This window comes from Actinophytocola sp. NPDC049390, from assembly GCF_044466355.1.
Lineage (GTDB): Bacteria > Actinomycetota > Actinomycetes > Mycobacteriales > Pseudonocardiaceae > Actinophytocola.
The window spans coordinates 24,999-40,519 of sequence record NZ_JBITMQ010000011.1 but is presented as its reverse complement, the minus strand read 5'-3'; the positions used below and the strand labels follow the sequence as shown (position 1 = coordinate 40,519).

Below are 15,521 nucleotides of genomic sequence, written 5' to 3'. Positions count from 1 at the left end.
GGCTGATCACGTGCCCAGGACGAACTACCACCACGGCGCGCTGAGGGATGCCCTGCTGCGGGCGACTCTGGACCTGATCAGGACCGAGGGCATCGGCGCGGTGAGCCTCCGCCAGGTGGCCAGGACCGCGGGTGTGAGCCCGGGCGCCCCCTACCACCACTTCCCGGACAGAGCGGCCCTACTGACGGCTCTGGCCGACGACGGCTTCAAGAACCTGGCCACGGCACTGCGCACCACACAGGCGGAGGCACGCACGCCTGCCGAGGCCCTCCCGGCCCTGATCGAGACGTACGTCCGTTTCGCCCACGACAACCCGGCCCACTTCCAGCTGATGTTCCGCCCGGAACTGACGCAGTCCCACAAGAGCCCTCAGGGCAAGGAAGCGGCCGACGAGGCTTTCACGGCGCTGACCGACACGGTGGCGGCGTGCATGGCGGCGGGCGTGTTGCGGCAGGCGGACGAGGACGTCCTGGCGCTGACGTTGTGGAGCCTGGTGCACGGTCTGGCAAGCCTGTGGCTGGACGGCCACCTGGCCCACCACACGGGCGACCCGGAGGAGCTGACCCGTCAGGTGGCGCGGCTCGTGGCCGGTTTCATGACGACGTCAGCGCCGTAGCAGCCGCCGGACCTGCTGGACGTGCACGTCCCACGGCGCGGCCGTGTTGACGACCGTCGGCGGCCTGCTCGACGTGTCGAGGAAGAACACCCCGGTCCGTTCCCTCCCCACCGGGAATCCCCAGGTGCCGCCTGGGGTGGTCGGCTGCGGTCCTCTGGTCACCGCGACGGCTCCGGCCAGGTCGCCCTTGAGCACCTCGATCGGTTCCAGCGTCCCGGTCCCGGCCCAGTCGAGCCGTGGCGTGTGTGTCTCGACGCTGCCCGCGTCACCGGTGGCGGCGGCGAACACGATCACGTCCGCCCTGGTCGCCCAGTCCGCCAGCTGGTCGGTGGTGGGCGGTGGGAGCTTGGCGGGCAGGCCGGCGAGCGCGCGGGCGAACCACTGCGGCGCGAACTCGTGGTCGTGGACTCCGACGTGGCCGAACAGCGTCGGCGTGTCACCGGTGTTCCGCAGGACGAAGATGCCGCCGGAGCGGGCTTTCCGGTCGGTCGACGCGGCGGTGCGCTCGGCGAGGAAGTAGGACGACTCGGGCTTCGTGATCGCCAGCTTCCCCGGCGCGGCGTCGCCCTTCAGCGTGGTCTCGACCTCGATCGTGGCGGTCTGCGGGCCGTACGTCGTGCCGTCGACGGGTGGTGCGGCCTCGACGACCGTGCCCGTGACGATCAGGTCGGCGTCCGCGACCAGTTCCGTGATCGGCTCGGCCGGGTCGGTCGCCTGGTCGCCGCCGTCGACCGGCCGCTCGGTGGTCGTGGTGTCGGTCCGCATGGGTTGCTCCTTCTGGTCCGCTGAGCAGGCACCGACCGCCATCGCCAACAGGATCGCGGCCACGGCCCGCTTCACTAATCCCAGTCCTCTACGTAGCGAACCTTGTAGAACTCCTCCGAGAAGTCGTCCATGTTCATGACGATCCTCCCGTCGGAATGGGCTTCTCCGCCCGCAGCCTCGACACCGTTGATGATGTCGTCGCTGTTCGAGGCCCACGGGTTCATCAGCTCGACGTACTGCACGCCGTCGCGCTCGTACACGTTGGTGACGATCAGCGCGTGCCCGCCGTCGATGCCGATCCGGTCGCGCACGCTCGCGGTGACCGGCCGCCCGTCGTCGAGGGCTTCCCGCATGTCGTTGTACGAGTCGTCGGGCGACTTGTTGTCCCCGAAGAACAGGTCGCTGGTGGTGTCGGGGTCGAAGCTGCCGGTGTTGGCGCCGAAGAGGTCCTCGTAGGCTTCGTTGGCGTCCCCGCCCTCGATCTCGTCGTACGAGCCGCCTTCGTGCTCGGCGTACGCGGTTTCGACGATCGCCACCCATTTGGCCTGGTCGTTGCCCTGGTCCAGCAGCGCGTCGTCGCTGACGGTGACGTCGCCGTCAGCGAAGTGCACGGTGTAGGTGCCGTCACCGTTGTCGGTGATGAGGTCCTTGATCTTCTGCGGGTCGGTCATGGCCGTCGAGCCGAGCGCCGCCAGCAACCAGCAGTCGCCGAAGTCGCCCTGGTCGATGTCGGACAGGCTCGGTTCCCCGTTGGGGTAGAGCGGGTCGCCGGAGCGGTCTTCGACGTTGTGGTCGGACGGCGGCCCTTCGGGGTTCATGTCCTCTTCGGACAGGTTCGCGAAGGCGCTGCTGATCGCCGCGGCGGCTTCGGCGTCCTCGGCGGCCATGCCGGCGAGGTTCTGTTTGATGGTCGTCTCGTACTGGCGCGCCTTCTCGTCGAGGGCGTGCTGCGCGGTCACGGCCTGCCCTGGATCGGCGTCGCCCGCGACGTACAGCAGCGCGGAGGGTGCGGTCACCGCCCCGTCCTCGGCCACGGTGAAGTCCTCGGCCTCGGCCTGCAGGATGGCCGCACGGGCGACCCGCTGGTACCCCTCGATGCCGTCCGCGCCGGCGGAGGCGGCGTCGGCCGCGTCGGTGTGGGCGTCGGAGAGCTTCCGAACCTGCTGCTCGGCCCGCCCCATGGACTCGGCGGCAGCGTTGGCGGCGGTGCCGAACCAGGTGCCGAGCAGGTCACCGAGCACCCGGACAGCGGCCTGGTTGCCGGACCGCAACAGGGCGCCGTTGGCACGAAACTCCTCCGCCTGGGCACGAAGCGCCGCGATGTCCCCGTGCAGCGCCTGCGTCTTGCCGACAGCCACGGTCACACCACCAGGTCCGCGCCGGCGCCACGGATCAGGATCTCGCCACCCGTATCGCTGCGCGAGTAGTCCGCGGCACCGCGGTCGGCGGCGTCCGACCAGGCCCGCCAGGACTTGGCGACGGCGGTGAACGCCGCCCCGGACGCCTCCCCGGCGGAGGTACAGGCGCCGGCGACAGCGAACCCGGCCAACCCGGAACCCACGGTGGCGGCCGCACCGGACTTCCGCCCGGACTCGATCAGGGAGCAACACTCCTCAACCGACCCGGCGGCACTCCGCAGCAACCCGGATTCCACCTGAAACCCGTCCGGCATAGCCCCTCCAAGCCCAGCGGTTAGACAGACGAAGACCGCGCCCCGAGACGCTATCGGACCACCCCGGCGACCCGAGGGAAAACGCCAAAACCCACCCGGCGGCCGCCCTATCCTGACCAGGTGCCCGACCCCATCCACACGACGCTGGCGGACATCCAGTCATCCCTGACGACCCCACACACAGCCGAGTCCCAGGACGGCACCGTCCGAGCAGAAGCAACAGCGAAACACCAAACAGCACTACACCTGACCCCAGCAGCACTGAAGCTACCCCCCACAACCCTGGCCACCCTGATCCTGACCACCCAACAAGAAGCACAAAGGAAGGCGGAAGCAGCACTGACAACAACCCTGAACACCTTCCGAGAGGACCCCCGAGTAACAAAAACCCTGGAAACCCTGCAGGACACACAAGCAACCCCACCAGCACAACCAAAGCCCCAAAAACAAGAAGAAGACGAAGACAACTACGTCAACTCGGTCTACAACAGCGACCAAGACTGGTAACAACCCCGAAAGACGCCCACGCCGGGTCAGGCACCAACAGCACTGACTACTGACTCCTGGCCCCAAAGACGCCCACGCCGGGTCAGGCACCAAGAGCACTGACTCCTGGCCCCAAAAGACGCCCAGGCTGGGTCAGGAAGAAACCGCACCGTGGGGGGATGGGGGGCTCGGCCCCCCAACACAATGGCGAAACGCAAAAGGCGAGCGCTCTCCGCGAGCACTCGCCTCCCATGCGTGGAGCTGCGGGGAATCGAACCCCGGACCTACTCGATGCGAACGAGTCGCGCTACCAACTGCGCTACAGCCCCTGGTCTGTGTGCTCGGAGAGCGTATCAGACCGCTATTCGCCTGCCGCACGGCGGTAGGGCAAGTTGCCGGGGTCGTCGAGGTCGTCGAAGGCGGGGTCCTCGTCGTCGACGTCCACGAGCACGGCGTTGCCGCGGTGGGTGACGGGTGCGGCGGGGCCGTCGAGCACGCGTTCGCGGCGGACCTCGGGCTCGGATTCGTCCTGGTAGACCTCTTCGACGTACTCCTCGACGGTCCTCGGTTCCTCGACGTACCGGGGCCGCGCGAGGGCCTGGGCGCGCCGGACCCGCTGCATGCGGGCGAGGCGGCGCTCGCGGATCTCGTCTTCGATGCGGACCTGGCGGCGCAGGTAGGCGAGGTAGGTGACGAGGGCGAGGTCGACGGCACCGTGTGCCCACCAGAGCGGCGGGTAGAAGACGACGGCGCCGACGGCGGTGAGCACGGCGCCGACGATCATGGCGAGGACGACGCGCTGGCGGAACGCGTACTTGGCGCGCGCGATGACGGCGGCGGCCTCGGGGTCGAAGCCACCTCTGCCGGGCCGGTAGCGGCGCGCGGGGAAGTCCTCGTAGTAGCTCATGTCGGCCTGGCCCGGGTCGTCATCCGGTACACCCTCCGAGGCGTCAGTGACGTTCGCCACCAATTCTTCCTCGAAATCATCCCGGACAGCGTCGTCTTCGTGCACGGCGGCCTCCTCCGTGTCGAATGTGTCGAGTTCCGCCTCGGGTTCCGCCCCCGTGTCCGCCTCTCCGTCACCGCTGCGCAGCACGCGCGCACCCAGCTCCGAGTCGCCGGTCTTCGCGACCTCCTGCCGCTTGCGCACGATCATCGGCACGAGGACGACGAGCCACGCGACCACGAGCGCGACCACGACGAGTGAGCTCGGCATGCCTCGGCACCTCCCCCGCGCAGACATGTGTGACTACGTGCGACGACTCGTCTGCCACGTTAGTCACAACAGTCACATCTGTGTCGGAGGCGCGCCGACGCGCGTCCGGGTGATCACACGTGCTCAGCGCGCCCCTGGGCGACCAGCCGGGACACGAGTCCACTCGGGACGTCCTCTGTGGTCATCGCGAAGCAGAGGTGGTCGCGCCAGGCGCCCGCGACGTCGAGATACCTGCGGAAAAGCCCTTCCTCACGGAAGCCGAGCCTGGTCAGAACGCGGACGCTGGGCGTGTTCTCCGGCCGCACGGTGGCCTCGAGCCGGTGCAGTCCGCCCTCGCGGAAGCAGTGGTCGACGACGAGCGCGGCGGCGGCCGTCGCGACGCCGCGACCGGCCACGTGGGTGCCGACCCAGTAACCGATCCAGGCCGAGCACAGCGACCCGCGGACGATGTTACCGACGGTGACCTGTCCGGCGAACGCACCGTCGACGGTGATCACGAACGGCAGCGACATGCCGCGCCGCGCGAGGCCGCGGAGTGTGGACCACTGGCCGGGCCACGCGAAGGTGGCGTTGTTGTTGTCCCAGTCGCCCGGCGCGGTCGGTTCCCACGTCTCGAGGTGGCGCCGGTCGCGGCGGCGGATCCGGCTCCACGCCGCGCCGTCGGACAGTCTGGGTTTGCGAACTTCCAGGATCCCGGCGCGCACGCGCAGCGGTCCGAGGCGAGCCGGCCATCCGGGGTGGCGGCCGACAGGGCCCTGTCGGTGGTTCAACTCAGCCACGCTGGGCCAGGAAACTGACCTGGACCTCTTCGCCGACGACGACCTCGGTGGTCTCCTCGTCGACGAGGATCAGGCAGTTGGCCTCGGCGAGCGAGGCGAGCAGGTGCGACCCGGACTGGCCGAGCGGCTGGGCGAGGTACTCGCCGTTGCTCTCGTCCCGGAGCAGCTGTGCGCGCAGGAAACCGCGGCGTCCCTTGACCGACACGATCGGGGACAGTAGCCGGGCGGTGATCTGGCGCCGGTGCGGGTTGCGCTTGCCCTGCGCGGCACGGATCAGCGGGCGCACCATCACCTCGAACACGACGAGCGCGCTCATCGGGTTGCTCGGCAGGAAGAACGTGGGCACGGCGTCCGGCCCGAGCCGCCCGAACCCCTGCACGGAGCCGGGGTGCATGGCGACGCGGGTCATGTCGATGTCGCCGAGCTCGGACAGCGCGGAGCGGATCTCCTGCGCCGTCTCGCCGCCGACACCGCCCGCGATGACCACGATCTCGCTCAGCAGCAGGCGGCCCTCGATGGTCTCCCGCAGCCGCCGCGAGTCGCTGGCGACGACACCGACGCGGTTGACCTCGGCGCCGGCGTCCCGGGCGGCGGCGGCGAGCGAGTACGAGTTGACGTCGTAGACCTGGCCCTGGCCGGGGGTGCGGTCGATGTCGACCAGTTCGTCGCCGAGCGAGATCACCGACACCCGGGGCCGCGGGTACACGAGCACCTTGGCCCTGCCGACGGCGGCGAGCAGCCCGACCTGGGCCGCGCCGATCGCCGACCCGCGCCGCACGGCGACATCCCCGGTCTGCACGTCCTCGCCGGTGCGCCGGACGAACGCGGCGGAGGGCACCGGCTGGTTCACGGTCACGCGTGCGTGGTGGCCGTCGGTGTAGCCGAGCGGCACGACGGCGTCGGCGAGCGTGGGCAGCGGCGCGCCGGTCTCGACGCGCACGGCCTGCCCCGGCTGGAGCCTGCGCGGTTGCCGGGACCCGGCGGCGATCTCCCCGACCACCGGCAGCAGGACCGGGTCGGTGCCCGCCGCCTGCACGTCGACGCTGCGCACCGCGTAGCCGTCCACCGCGGCCTGGTCGAACCCCGGCAAGGCCCGCTCGGCCACGACCTCCTCGGCGCACAGCAGTCCCTGCGCCTCGGAGATGGCCACGCGCACGGGTGCGGGTCGCACTGCGGCGGCGAGCGCCCGCCCGAGCTGCTCGTCGACTGACCTCATCGCGGTGACCTCACCGTGTGTCCGCTACTCCTGGATTCGTCCGCGCAGCCACTCGCGCAGTTCAGGCCCATACTCGGGGTCGGAGAGCGCAAAGTCCACGGCGGCACGCAGGAAACCTCCAGGATTGCCCAGGTCGTGACGTCCACCCCGGTGCACGACGACGTGGACGGGATGTCCTTCGGCGATCATGAGCGCGATCGCGTCGGTCACCTGGAGCTCGCCGCCCGCGCCCGGCGTGATGCGCTTGATCGCGTCGAACACGGCCCGGTCCAGCAGGTAGCGGCCCGCCGCGGCGAAGGTCGACGGCGCCTCCTCGGCGGGCGGCTTCTCCACCATGCCGTTGACCTTCTTGACGTCGGGGTCGTCGGTGTCCTCGACGTCGAACACCCCGTACGCGGAGATCTGCTCCTTCGGGATGTCGAAGGCGCACAGGACGGTGCCGCCGTGCTTGGCGCGGGCGTCGAGCATGCGGCCGAGCACGCCGCGTGGCAGCACGAGGTCGTCGGGCAGAAGGACGGCGACGGCCTGCTCGTCGGCGTCGAGGTTGTCCTCGGCGCAGCCGATGGCGTGGCCGAGACCGAGCGCCTTCTCCTGGATCGCGGTCTCCACCTTCTTCAGCAGACCGGGGGCGCGCTGGATCTTCGCGACGAGCTTCTCCTTGCCGCGGCCGCGCAGCTCCTCCTCCAGTTCCGGTTGCGACCGGAAATATTGTGCGACGGCGTCCTTGCCGGGCGAGGTGACGATGACGAGTCTCTCGAGCCCCGCTTCCGCGGCCTCGGTGGCGACGTGCTCGATCCCGGGTGTGTCCACCACCGGGAGCAGCTCTTTCGGTACGGACTTGGTGGTCGGCAGGAACCGGGTGCCCAGGCCGGCGGCCGGAACTATGGCGGTTCGGATGCCTGCGGCCTGGGCGGCGCCGTGGCCGGAAGTGACTGCGGTGGATTGCGCCATGGACAACGACTCTAACCTCATGTCGTGGCCCGGCCTGGGAGTGATCCAAGTCAGTCAGCCGCACACACCAAGTGGCGGTGGCGCAAGGAGCTGCTGTCCGAACGCAGACGGGTGCCGGCCGCGGTGCGGTTTTCCGAGGCCATCTCGCTGTCGACCCACCTGACCAGCGGCAGGATCGTGCGTCCCGGCCAGACCGTGTGCGCGTACGTGCCGATCGGTTCGGAGCCGGGGTCCGCGCAGATGCTGGAGGACCTCGCGGAGTTCGGTGCCCGGGTGTTGCTCCCGGTGGTGACCGGTGACGGGCCGCTCGACTGGGGCTGGTACCAGGGCAAGGACTCGCTACGCCCAGGTCCGTACGGCTTGCGGGAGCCGATCGGCGAGCTGCTGGGGTCGTTCGCGCTGCGGATCGCCGACCTCGTGCTCGTGCCCGCGCTCGCGGTGGACCGGAACGGCGTTCGCCTCGGACGTGGCGCTGGTCACTACGACCGGTCGCTCGCGGACACGGCCACCGGGACCCACCTGGTGGCCGTCGTGCGTGACCAGGAGATTTTCGAGGCGCTGCCCACGGAGCCGCACGACATCAGGATGACGGCGGTCCTCACACCCAACCGCGGCCTCTTGCGCTTCGCGTGAATCGCTAGAGGGCGTTTGCGCTACGGTGCCGCGTTGGCGCATCATGGTCGTTAGCACTCCATCGTCACGAGTGCCAGCGACCCTGGGTGAAGAGGGAGCCACCGGTGCCCACTTATCAGTACGCGTGTACGGCGTGCGACCACCGCTTCGACGCGGTGCAGTCCTTCAGCGACCCCTCGCTGACCGAGTGCCCCGAGTGCGGCGGCAAGCTCCGCAAGCTGTACGGCTCGGTGGGCGTGGTGTTCAAGGGCAGCGGCTTCTACCGCACCGACAGCCGCTCGGAGAGCAAGTCGTCGACGACCGCCTCGTCGTCCTCGTCCTCGGACAAGTCGTCGTCGGACAAGTCGTCCTCGTCGGAGAAGTCGTCGTCCTCCTCGGGCACGACGTCGTCCTCGACCACGTCGTCCTCGACCACGTCGTCGTCCTCCACGGACAAGGTCGCGTCCTGACGATCTGTCCACAGCCGACCGAGTTGTCCACAACCGGCCGGTAACAACCCGCCCGCGTCGTCCCCCGGCCGTACCGTCGGCCCCATGAAACTCCCCCTCCGCGGCTGGCCGCGCCGACTCGCCGTCCGCCGGGCGGTGGCCGTGCTGTTGCTGCTGGCCGCGGCCGTGCTCGCGCTCCGCCCCCAGGCACGGAACGCCGACACGGTCCCGATGCTGGTGGCCGCCCGCGACCTGCCCCCGGGCACGACGCTGCGCGCGACGGACGTGACGGTGTCGCACCTGGCCCCGGCGTTACGCCCGTCCGCCGCGCTGACCAACCCGTCCCAGGTGGCGGGCCGGGTGCTGGCGGGCGCCACAACGGCGGGCGAACCCGTCACGTCGGCCCGCCTGCTCGGGGCGGAGAACACGCGTCTGACCACGGGTGACCGTTCGGCGGCGGCCGTGCCGTTCCGGCTGGCCGACCCGGCGGTGGCGGGCCTGCTGACCCCGGGCTTACGCGTGGACGTGGTGACGGTCTCGGCGACCACGGAGACTTCGGAAGCTTCGGCGGCTTCGGAGGCCGAGGTCCTGGCCGAGAACGCGGCGGTCCTGACCATCCGCCCGGCGGACAACACGGCGGACGGCCGCCTGGTCGTGCTGGCCCTCCCGAGAGCGGAAGCGACGAGAGTGGCCGCCGCGTCCCTGGGCCGTCCGGTGGCGGTGACCCTCCGCTGACGGCACCAAAATACCTCGATCGGGTGAGCCCATCCGTGAGCCCGCGCCCACCGCCCCGCACCCTCCGTAGGTCACTACGCTGCTGCGTCAGACCAGAGTGAAAGGAGCCCGCCGATGCTCAAGGGTTTCAAGGACTTCCTGATGCGCGGGAACGTCGTGGACCTCGCCGTCGCCGTGATCATCGGTACGGCGTTCACCGCGATCGTGACCGCCATCGCCAACAACTTCATCAAACCGCTCATCGCGGCCATCGGCGGCGCGAACGTCACCGGCCTCGCGTGGACGATCGTGTCCGGCAACCCGGAATCCACGGTCGACTTCGCGGCGATCATCACCGCGATCATCAACTTCCTGATCGTCGCGGCGGTCGTCTACTTCCTGATCGTCATGCCGCTGAAGAAGATCCAGGAGCGGCGCAAGCGCGGTGAGGAGCCCGGCCCGGCCGAGCCGACGGACGTCGAGCTGCTCACCGAGATCCGCGACCTGCTCCGCCAGCAGCAGCAGCCCGTGTCCATGGGCGCCCCGCAGCAGCCGCCCATGCCCCCGCAGGGTGGCATGCCCCCGTACGGCGGGATGCCTCCGCAGGGCGGCGGCATGCCTCCGCAGCGGCCCTACTGACCTGAGCACGACGAGAGCGCTGGGAAGGCAGTGCTTCCCAGCGCTCTCGTGTGTCTCGGGCGGTCAGTCGCGGTCGTGGTGCGGCGGGCGTTCCCGCTCGTACCAGTCGTCGGGTTCCTCCGGCGGCGCCGGGTCGCGCTCGTCGGAGGTCGTCGACGGGAGTACGTCGCCGAAGATCTCGTCGAGGTCGGGCTCACGCTCCCGACGCGGCCGGTCGGGCATCAGTCCAGGGCCGACAGCTGGTCGATCACCGCGGGCACCAGCGCGGACAGCGTCGCCATCCCGTCGCGGACCGCGGACCGCGACCCGGCCAGGTTGACCACCAGCGTGCTGCCGGAGATCCCGACGAGCCCCCGCGAGATGCCCGCGTCCACCGCGCCCGCGGCGAGCCCGGACGACCGGATCGCCTCGGCGATGCCCGGGATCGGGCGGTCCAGCACACCCTGCGTGGCGTCCGGCGTCACGTCGCGCGGCGACACCCCGGTCCCGCCGACGGTGATGACCACGTCGACGCCGCCGATCACGGCGGTGTTCAGCGCGTTGCGGATGTCCACGGTCTCCCCGGCCACCGCGACGGTCCCGTCCACGATGAACCCGTTCTCCTCCAACAGCTCGGTGACCAGCGGCCCGACGGTGTCCTCGTGCTCCCCGTGCGCCACCCGGTCGTCCACGATCACGATGAGGGCTCTGCCGAGCCGCTGCGCGCTCCGTTCCATGCGCTCACCGTAGCCGGACCTACCGCTCCGCCATCGGCAACCCGCCAGGCCGGCGAGCACGTGCCGCAACCCGAACTCGAACTCCTCGTCGAGGTCGAGATCGAAGTCCCGCGCGTCGACGAACTCGCTGTAGGTGAGCCCGGTGTCCTGCCCGGCGACCACACAAATCTGACGGTTCGGTGACGTGAGGCGGCACGAACTCGCCCACCACCGCGGACGGGCCTACGGTCGCCACCATGCGAGTGCTGGTCACCGGCGGCGCCGGCTTCATCGGATCCCACATAGCGGAGGCCCTGTCCGAACACGGCCACGACCCCGTGCTGGTGGACAACCTGCTACCGAAGGCACACGGCGGGCCCGGGACGTACTCCGGCGTGGTGGGTGACGTGAGAGACCCGGCGCTACTGGCGGGCCTGTTGGCCGGCGTGGACGTCGTGTGCCACCAGGCGGCGGTGGTCGGCCACGGCGTCTCCCCCGCGGACGCCCCGGAGTACGCGCTGCACAACGACTACGGCACGGCGGTGCTGCTGGCCGCGATGCACGAGGCGGGGGTGCGCAGGCTGGTGCTGGCCTCGTCGATGGTGGTCTACGGGGAAGGCCGCTACGAGTGCCGCACCCATGGCGTGGTCCCCCCGGCCCCACGTCGGCGGTCCGATATGGACGATGGTCGCTACGACCCGCCGTGCCCGCGCTGCGGCGAGCCGTTGCGTCCGGGCCTGGTCCCGGAAGACGCCCCGTTCGACCCGCGAAGCACGTACGCGGCAACGAAAGCGGCTCAGGAGTTCCTGGCGTCGGCGTGGGCACGCCAAACCGGCGGCGGCGTGTGGGCACTGCGGTACCACAACGTCTACGGCCCGCGGATGCCGCGCGACACACCGTATGCGGGGGTGGCGTCCCTGTTCCGTTCGGCACTGGAACGAGGTGAGTCGCCCACGGTGCTGGAGGACGGCAACCAGCGACGGGACTTCGTGCACGTGCGGGACGTGGCCGAAGCCAACGTGCTGGCGGCGGAAACCACGACACCGCCGGGCACCCTGGTCCCGGTGAACGTCTGCTCGGGAACACCGCACACGGTCGGCGAACTGGCCGCGGAGCTGGCGAAAGCCTGCGAGGGCCCGGCACCGACGGTGGTAGGGGGCACCCGCCCGGGCGACGTGCGGCACGTGGTGGCGGACCCGACGGCAGCCCGCGAGAAACTGGGCTTCACAGCGAAGATCACGTTCGAGCAAGGAATAGCCGAGTTCGCGCAGGCCCCACTGCGCTCCGCGGCGGCGCTGACGTGAGGGCGGCCGCCGGCCCCCGATCACCAGCGTAGGGCAACCCACCGACAGTCGAGGTCCCCGACCTGGCGGTTGTCCACAGCCGCACCACCTGTCCACAACCACCACAGCGAACGTCCTCGCCTGTCACCCCCGTGCGGTAGCGTGGTTCGAGGGGGCCGGAGGCGTCTGGCGGACGTGGTTCGGCCCAGTGCCGTGGCGGCCACGCCTCACACCGACGCCAGCGGCAGCCGGACCTCGAACCGGCAGCCGGGCCCCAGGTTGCGCGCGTCGATCCGCCCCCGGTGCGCCTCCACCAACCCCTTCGCGATGGCCAGCCCCAGCCCGCCGCCCACCTGCTCCTCGCCCGTCCGTGACGGCGTCCGTGCCGAGCTCCCCCGGAACGCCACGTCGAACACCCTCGACAACTCGGCGTCCGGGATGCCGCCGCACCCGTCGTCGACGGCCAGCACCGCGTCCCGGCCGTCGACGTTCACCGCCACCGCCACCGTCCCGTCCGGCGGCGTGTGCCGGATCGCGTTCGACACCAGGTTGCGCACCACCCGCGCCAGTTCCGGATCCGACCCCAGCACGACCGGCGCCGTGGCCGCGTTGGCCAGCACCCGCACCCGCTTCCGCTGCGCCACCGGCACCTGCGCCGCGAGCACGTCCGACACCACCTCGCGCAGCGCCACCTGCGACATCGTCAGCTGCAGGGCACCGGCCGTGATCCGCGACAGCTCGAACAGGTCGTCGACCATTCCCGACAGCCGGTTGGTCTCGCCGCTGATCCGGCTCGCGTACCCCGCCACTTCCGGCGGCGACGACACCACCCCGTCGGCCAGCGCCTCCGCCATCGCGCGGATGCCCGCCAGCGGGGTGCGCAGGTCGTGGCTGATCCACGCCACCAGCTCCCGCCGGGACGCCTCCGCCGCACGTTCGCGTTCGCGGGCCTCGCGCTCCCAGACGCTGCGGCGCGCGATCGCACGTCCCAGCAGCAGCGCCACGGGCACCGTCACCAGCAGCACCAGCAGGCACACCAGTGACATCGTGGTCAGGGTCGTGTTGAACATGAACCCGCTGATGCCCAGCACCCCGGTCAGCGTCGCGACCAGCGGCACGAGCACCAGCACGGTCATCGTCGTGGTCAGGGACCGGCGGCGTACCCAGTACAGGACCACTCCGCCGATCGCCACAACCGGCAGCACGAACGCGAGCGCGAACGGCAGGATGTGCAACGCGTGCGTGACCATCGCACCGAACGGCTCGCTCGGGTCGATCATCGGCGGCTGTTCACGTGCGGTCATAGCGGTATCCCACTCCCCACACCGTCGCGATGCGGGACGGCTTCGCGGGTGTTCTCTCGATCTTCTCGCGCAACCGTCGCACGTGGACGGTCACAGTGGACTGGTCCCCGAAGTCCCAGCCCCACACCTTCTCCAGCAGCTGCTCACGCGTGAACGCCTCGCCGGGGTGGGTCATCAGGAACGCCAGCAGGTCGAACTCGCGGGTCGTCAAAGACAGTTCGGCACCCGCGAGCGTCGCGCGGCGGGCACCGGCGTCGAGCCGCAGGTCACCGTCGACCACGTCCGTCGACGGCGCCGAACCGCCCGACCGCCGCAGCACCGACGACACCCGCAGCGCCAGCTCGCGCGGGCTGAACGGCTTCGTCACGTAGTCGTCCGCGCCCAGCTGCAGCCCGGCGATCCGGTTCTCCTCCTCGCCGAGCGCGGTCAGCATCACCACCGGCACCGCGCTGGTCTGCCGCAGCCTGCGGCACACCTCGAGCCCGTCGATGCCCGGCAGCATCAGGTCCAGCACGACCAGGTCGGGGTCGTGCTCGGCGATCCACGCGAGGGCGTCCTCGCCGTTGTCGGAGAGCGCGACCCGGTGCCCGGCCAGCTCCAGGTACCGCCGCACCACGTCCCGCACGGTCAGGTCGTCGTCCACGACGAGCACGGTCGACTGGGTCGTCTGAATCACGGCCACCTCACCAGGTCGTCAGCAACACGTGGTCGACCACCAGCGCCAGTCCCGCCTGCGCCGCGAGCCACCAGCGTCGCGACTCGGGCGGCAGCTGCACGGCCGCCAGCACCAACCACACCGCGAACGGTAGCCAAATGCGTTCGACCTCCGCCTTCGAGAGTCCCGTGACGGTCGCGGTCACCACTGCGAGCGCCGCGCCGCGGACGAGCCCGGAGAGCGGTTTCCCGAACGCGAGGAAGTCCGTGCGGCGCAGCCCGGCGACCGCGGCGGGCCCGACGGCGAGGACGAGGCACGCGAAGTTGGCCCACACCCAGTACCAGTAGGGCCGGTGCGACGCGATGCCCTGGTAGTAGCGCTCGACGACCAGGTGGTACCCGTCGAGCCACCAGAACCCGGCGAGCGCGAACACCGCGACCACGGCCAGCGCGCCGGGCACGGCGTAGGAGAGCGCTCTCCAGTTCTTCGTCACCAGCACGACGGCCAGCGCGATCGGGCCCATCAGCAGCAGTCCGTAGGACAGGAAGATCCCGAACCCGAGCACCACACCGCCCGCCAGGCACAGCAGTCGCCCGCCGCGGCTCGCGCCGAGTGCGAAGAGCGCGATCCCGCACGACGTGACCCCCGCGAACATGGCGTCGGCGGACACACCCATCCAGATCGCGCCGGGCATGAGCGCGACGAACGGCACCGCCGCACGCGCGAGGTCCTGCCGCCCGAGCGCGGCGACGGTCACCGGCACCGCGACCGCCACCGCCGCGCCCGCGAGCACGCACACCACACCGGCCGCGCCGCCGCCGGAGAGCGCTATCCGGTCGAGCCACACGAACACGAGCGTCGCGCCCGGCGGGTGACCGGACACGTGTGTCGGCCACGAGTCCGGCTGGAAGTCGAGGATCCGGGAGGAGAACGTCGCGAGGAACACCGGGATGTCGGTGATCTCGTCCACGACGCCGAGGTACTCGCCGCCGGACGCGAGCTTGTGCGCCACCCCGCGCTGCCAGCCGTCGACCAGCGCCAACGCGAAGATCCAGGCCACGGAGAGCGCGTACCCGGCGGCGAGCAGCACGCGCCACCGCAGGCGTTCGGCCAGCACCGGCCCCCACACGACGGCCGCGACCGCGACCACCACCGCGCACAGGGAGGCGGGCGCCACCCGCGGGTACAGGTCGGCCAGCACGGGGTACTCGCCGAACCGCGGCGCCGCCTTCGGGTGCAGGTCGGCGCCGTAGTTGCGGGCGTCGGTCAGGAACCCCACGGCGGTCGCGAGGAACACGAAACACAGCGCCGCCGCGCCGACGACGAGGTCGCCGCGGACGCTTCTCTTCGTCGCGGGAGGGGCGAGGACCACGGGTGGACCGTAGGCCGGGAGAGCGCTCTCCGCACGCTCGTCCGGCGACCCGTCAGAACTCCGTAATGATTGCCCCGCCGTCACAATTCGGTAAGCA

At 70.7% G+C, this 15,521-nt stretch carries 19 protein-coding genes and 1 tRNA gene; 7 read left to right on the top strand and 13 right to left on the bottom strand.

The genetic code is table 11. The features are described 5' to 3' along the window. Nucleotides 1-10 precede the first annotated feature (10 nt). The gene (locus ACIBVP_RS28135) at nucleotides 11-616 is read left to right on the top strand and encodes a TetR/AcrR family transcriptional regulator (RefSeq protein ID WP_396109363.1); all 606 of its coding nucleotides are present in this window, start codon (nucleotides 11-13) and stop codon (nucleotides 614-616) included. Here ACIBVP_RS28135 and ACIBVP_RS28130 read toward each other — a convergent pair. The 3 genes from ACIBVP_RS28130 to ACIBVP_RS28120 form a co-directional block, all read right to left on the bottom strand. Next, nucleotides 605-1,381: a hypothetical protein gene (locus ACIBVP_RS28130; RefSeq protein ID WP_396109362.1), complete on the bottom strand. Its 777-nt coding sequence runs from the start codon at nucleotides 1,379-1,381 to the stop codon at nucleotides 605-607. The two genes, ACIBVP_RS28135 and ACIBVP_RS28130, sit on opposite strands and share 12 nt — an antisense overlap. 74 nt (nucleotides 1,382-1,455) lie before the next feature. Next, complete coding sequence (locus ACIBVP_RS28125) at nucleotides 1,456-2,739, bottom strand: C2 family cysteine protease (RefSeq protein WP_396109361.1); 1,284 nt, start codon at nucleotides 2,737-2,739, stop codon at nucleotides 1,456-1,458. A 2-nt stretch (nucleotides 2,740-2,741) separates the two neighbouring features. Beyond that, nucleotides 2,742-3,053, bottom strand: a complete 312-nt coding sequence (locus ACIBVP_RS28120; protein WP_396109360.1) for a hypothetical protein — start codon at nucleotides 3,051-3,053, stop codon at nucleotides 2,742-2,744. 120 nt (nucleotides 3,054-3,173) lie between these two features. On the opposite strand from ACIBVP_RS28120, the gene ACIBVP_RS28115 reads away from it, so the two are divergent. Next, nucleotides 3,174-3,560 (top strand): YbaB/EbfC family nucleoid-associated protein, encoded by a 387-nt coding sequence (locus ACIBVP_RS28115; RefSeq protein WP_396109359.1) that lies wholly within the window; start codon nucleotides 3,174-3,176, stop codon nucleotides 3,558-3,560. Nucleotides 3,561-3,795: 235 nt separating this feature from the next. Here ACIBVP_RS28115 and ACIBVP_RS28110 read toward each other — a convergent pair. The 5 genes from ACIBVP_RS28110 to ACIBVP_RS28090 all read right to left on the bottom strand — a co-directional run bounded on the left by ACIBVP_RS28110 (nucleotide 3,796) and on the right by ACIBVP_RS28090 (nucleotide 7,701). Continuing rightward, a tRNA-Ala gene (locus ACIBVP_RS28110) sits at nucleotides 3,796-3,868 on the bottom strand. Nucleotides 3,869-3,900: 32 nt separating this feature from the next. Continuing rightward, the gene (gene glpR, locus ACIBVP_RS28105) at nucleotides 3,901-4,755 is read right to left on the bottom strand and encodes a gephyrin-like molybdotransferase receptor GlpR (protein ID WP_396109358.1); all 855 of its coding nucleotides are present in this window, start codon (nucleotides 4,753-4,755) and stop codon (nucleotides 3,901-3,903) included. A gap of 113 nt (nucleotides 4,756-4,868) precedes the next feature. Beyond that, the gene (locus tag ACIBVP_RS28100) at nucleotides 4,869-5,534 is read right to left on the bottom strand and encodes a GNAT family N-acetyltransferase (protein WP_396109357.1); all 666 of its coding nucleotides are present in this window, start codon (nucleotides 5,532-5,534) and stop codon (nucleotides 4,869-4,871) included. Continuing rightward, nucleotides 5,527-6,750, bottom strand: a complete 1,224-nt coding sequence (gene glp / locus ACIBVP_RS28095) for a gephyrin-like molybdotransferase Glp (protein WP_396109356.1) — start codon at nucleotides 6,748-6,750, stop codon at nucleotides 5,527-5,529. The genes ACIBVP_RS28100 and glp overlap by 8 nt, the downstream gene beginning before the upstream one ends. Nucleotides 6,751-6,774: 24 nt before the next feature. Continuing rightward, nucleotides 6,775-7,701 carry a UTP--glucose-1-phosphate uridylyltransferase gene (locus ACIBVP_RS28090; RefSeq protein ID WP_396109354.1) on the bottom strand — a complete coding sequence of 309 codons (927 nt, stop codon included), beginning with the start codon at nucleotides 7,699-7,701 and terminating at the stop codon, nucleotides 6,775-6,777. Nucleotides 7,702-7,725: 24 nt separating this feature from the next. Here ACIBVP_RS28090 and ACIBVP_RS28085 point away from each other — a divergent pair, with 24 nt between their 5' ends. The 4 genes from ACIBVP_RS28085 (at nucleotide 7,726) to mscL (ending at nucleotide 10,115) form a co-directional block, all read left to right on the top strand. Next, on the top strand, nucleotides 7,726-8,334 hold the full coding sequence (locus tag ACIBVP_RS28085) for a 5-formyltetrahydrofolate cyclo-ligase (RefSeq protein WP_396109353.1): 609 nt from the start codon (nucleotides 7,726-7,728) through the stop codon (nucleotides 8,332-8,334). Nucleotides 8,335-8,438: 104 nt separating this feature from the next. Further along, nucleotides 8,439-8,783, top strand: a complete 345-nt coding sequence (locus ACIBVP_RS28080; protein ID WP_396109352.1) for an FmdB family zinc ribbon protein — start codon at nucleotides 8,439-8,441, stop codon at nucleotides 8,781-8,783. Between the two features lie 84 nt (nucleotides 8,784-8,867). Next, on the top strand, nucleotides 8,868-9,497 hold the full coding sequence (gene cpaB, locus ACIBVP_RS28075; RefSeq protein WP_396109351.1) for a Flp pilus assembly protein CpaB: 630 nt from the start codon (nucleotides 8,868-8,870) through the stop codon (nucleotides 9,495-9,497). 114 nt (nucleotides 9,498-9,611) lie between these two features. Continuing rightward, on the top strand, nucleotides 9,612-10,115 hold the full coding sequence (mscL, locus tag ACIBVP_RS28070) for a large-conductance mechanosensitive channel protein MscL (RefSeq protein ID WP_396109350.1): 504 nt from the start codon (nucleotides 9,612-9,614) through the stop codon (nucleotides 10,113-10,115). Between the two features lie 63 nt (nucleotides 10,116-10,178). Here mscL and ACIBVP_RS28065 read toward each other — a convergent pair whose 3' ends face one another. Next, nucleotides 10,179-10,337 (bottom strand): hypothetical protein, encoded by a 159-nt coding sequence (locus ACIBVP_RS28065; protein WP_396109349.1) that lies wholly within the window; start codon nucleotides 10,335-10,337, stop codon nucleotides 10,179-10,181. Beyond that, nucleotides 10,337-10,831: a molybdenum cofactor biosynthesis protein B gene (locus ACIBVP_RS28060; protein WP_396109658.1), complete on the bottom strand. Its 495-nt coding sequence runs from the start codon at nucleotides 10,829-10,831 to the stop codon at nucleotides 10,337-10,339. The genes ACIBVP_RS28065 and ACIBVP_RS28060 overlap by 1 nt, the downstream gene beginning before the upstream one ends. A 236-nt stretch (nucleotides 10,832-11,067) precedes the next feature. Here ACIBVP_RS28060 and ACIBVP_RS28055 point away from each other — a divergent pair, with 236 nt between their 5' ends. Then, nucleotides 11,068-12,114: an NAD-dependent epimerase/dehydratase family protein gene (locus ACIBVP_RS28055; protein WP_396109348.1), complete on the top strand. Its 1,047-nt coding sequence runs from the start codon at nucleotides 11,068-11,070 to the stop codon at nucleotides 12,112-12,114. 206 nt (nucleotides 12,115-12,320) lie between these two features. On the opposite strand, the gene ACIBVP_RS28050 is transcribed toward ACIBVP_RS28055, so the two are convergent. The 3 genes from ACIBVP_RS28050 to ACIBVP_RS28040 are packed head-to-tail and all read right to left on the bottom strand — an operon-like array spanning nucleotide 12,321 to nucleotide 15,424. Continuing rightward, nucleotides 12,321-13,373 carry a sensor histidine kinase gene (locus ACIBVP_RS28050; RefSeq protein WP_396109657.1) on the bottom strand — a complete coding sequence of 351 codons (1,053 nt, stop codon included), beginning with the start codon at nucleotides 13,371-13,373 and terminating at the stop codon, nucleotides 12,321-12,323. A 10-nt stretch (nucleotides 13,374-13,383) separates the two neighbouring features. Next, on the bottom strand, nucleotides 13,384-14,070 hold the full coding sequence (locus ACIBVP_RS28045) for a response regulator transcription factor (protein ID WP_396109656.1): 687 nt from the start codon (nucleotides 14,068-14,070) through the stop codon (nucleotides 13,384-13,386). Nucleotides 14,071-14,080: 10 nt separating this feature from the next. After that, complete coding sequence (locus ACIBVP_RS28040; RefSeq protein WP_396109347.1) at nucleotides 14,081-15,424, bottom strand: hypothetical protein; 1,344 nt, start codon at nucleotides 15,422-15,424, stop codon at nucleotides 14,081-14,083. Nucleotides 15,425-15,521 lie beyond the last annotated feature (97 nt).

Bases quoted from the DNA above. Each gene is read 5' to 3' on its own strand.
- ACIBVP_RS28130 (WP_396109362.1), bottom strand. From the start codon at position 1,381: ATGCGGACCGACACCACGACCACCGAGCGGCCGGTCGACGGCGGCGAC.
- ACIBVP_RS28120 (WP_396109360.1), bottom strand. From the start codon at position 3,053: ATGCCGGACGGGTTTCAGGTGGAATCCGGGTTGCTGCGGAGTGCCGCC.
- glpR (WP_396109358.1), bottom strand. From the start codon at position 4,755: ATGCCGAGCTCACTCGTCGTGGTCGCGCTCGTGGTCGCGTGGCTCGTC.
- glp (WP_396109356.1), bottom strand. From the start codon at position 6,750: ATGAGGTCAGTCGACGAGCAGCTCGGGCGGGCGCTCGCCGCCGCAGTG.
- ACIBVP_RS28090 (WP_396109354.1), bottom strand. From the start codon at position 7,701: ATGGCGCAATCCACCGCAGTCACTTCCGGCCACGGCGCCGCCCAGGCC.
- cpaB (WP_396109351.1), top strand. From the start codon at position 8,868: ATGAAACTCCCCCTCCGCGGCTGGCCGCGCCGACTCGCCGTCCGCCGG.
- mscL (WP_396109350.1), top strand. From the start codon at position 9,612: ATGCTCAAGGGTTTCAAGGACTTCCTGATGCGCGGGAACGTCGTGGAC.
- ACIBVP_RS28065 (WP_396109349.1), bottom strand. From the start codon at position 10,337: ATGCCCGACCGGCCGCGTCGGGAGCGTGAGCCCGACCTCGACGAGATC.
- ACIBVP_RS28060 (WP_396109658.1), bottom strand. From the start codon at position 10,831: ATGGAACGGAGCGCGCAGCGGCTCGGCAGAGCCCTCATCGTGATCGTG.
- ACIBVP_RS28055 (WP_396109348.1), top strand. From the start codon at position 11,068: ATGCGAGTGCTGGTCACCGGCGGCGCCGGCTTCATCGGATCCCACATA.
- ACIBVP_RS28050 (WP_396109657.1), bottom strand. From the start codon at position 13,373: ATGATCGACCCGAGCGAGCCGTTCGGTGCGATGGTCACGCACGCGTTG.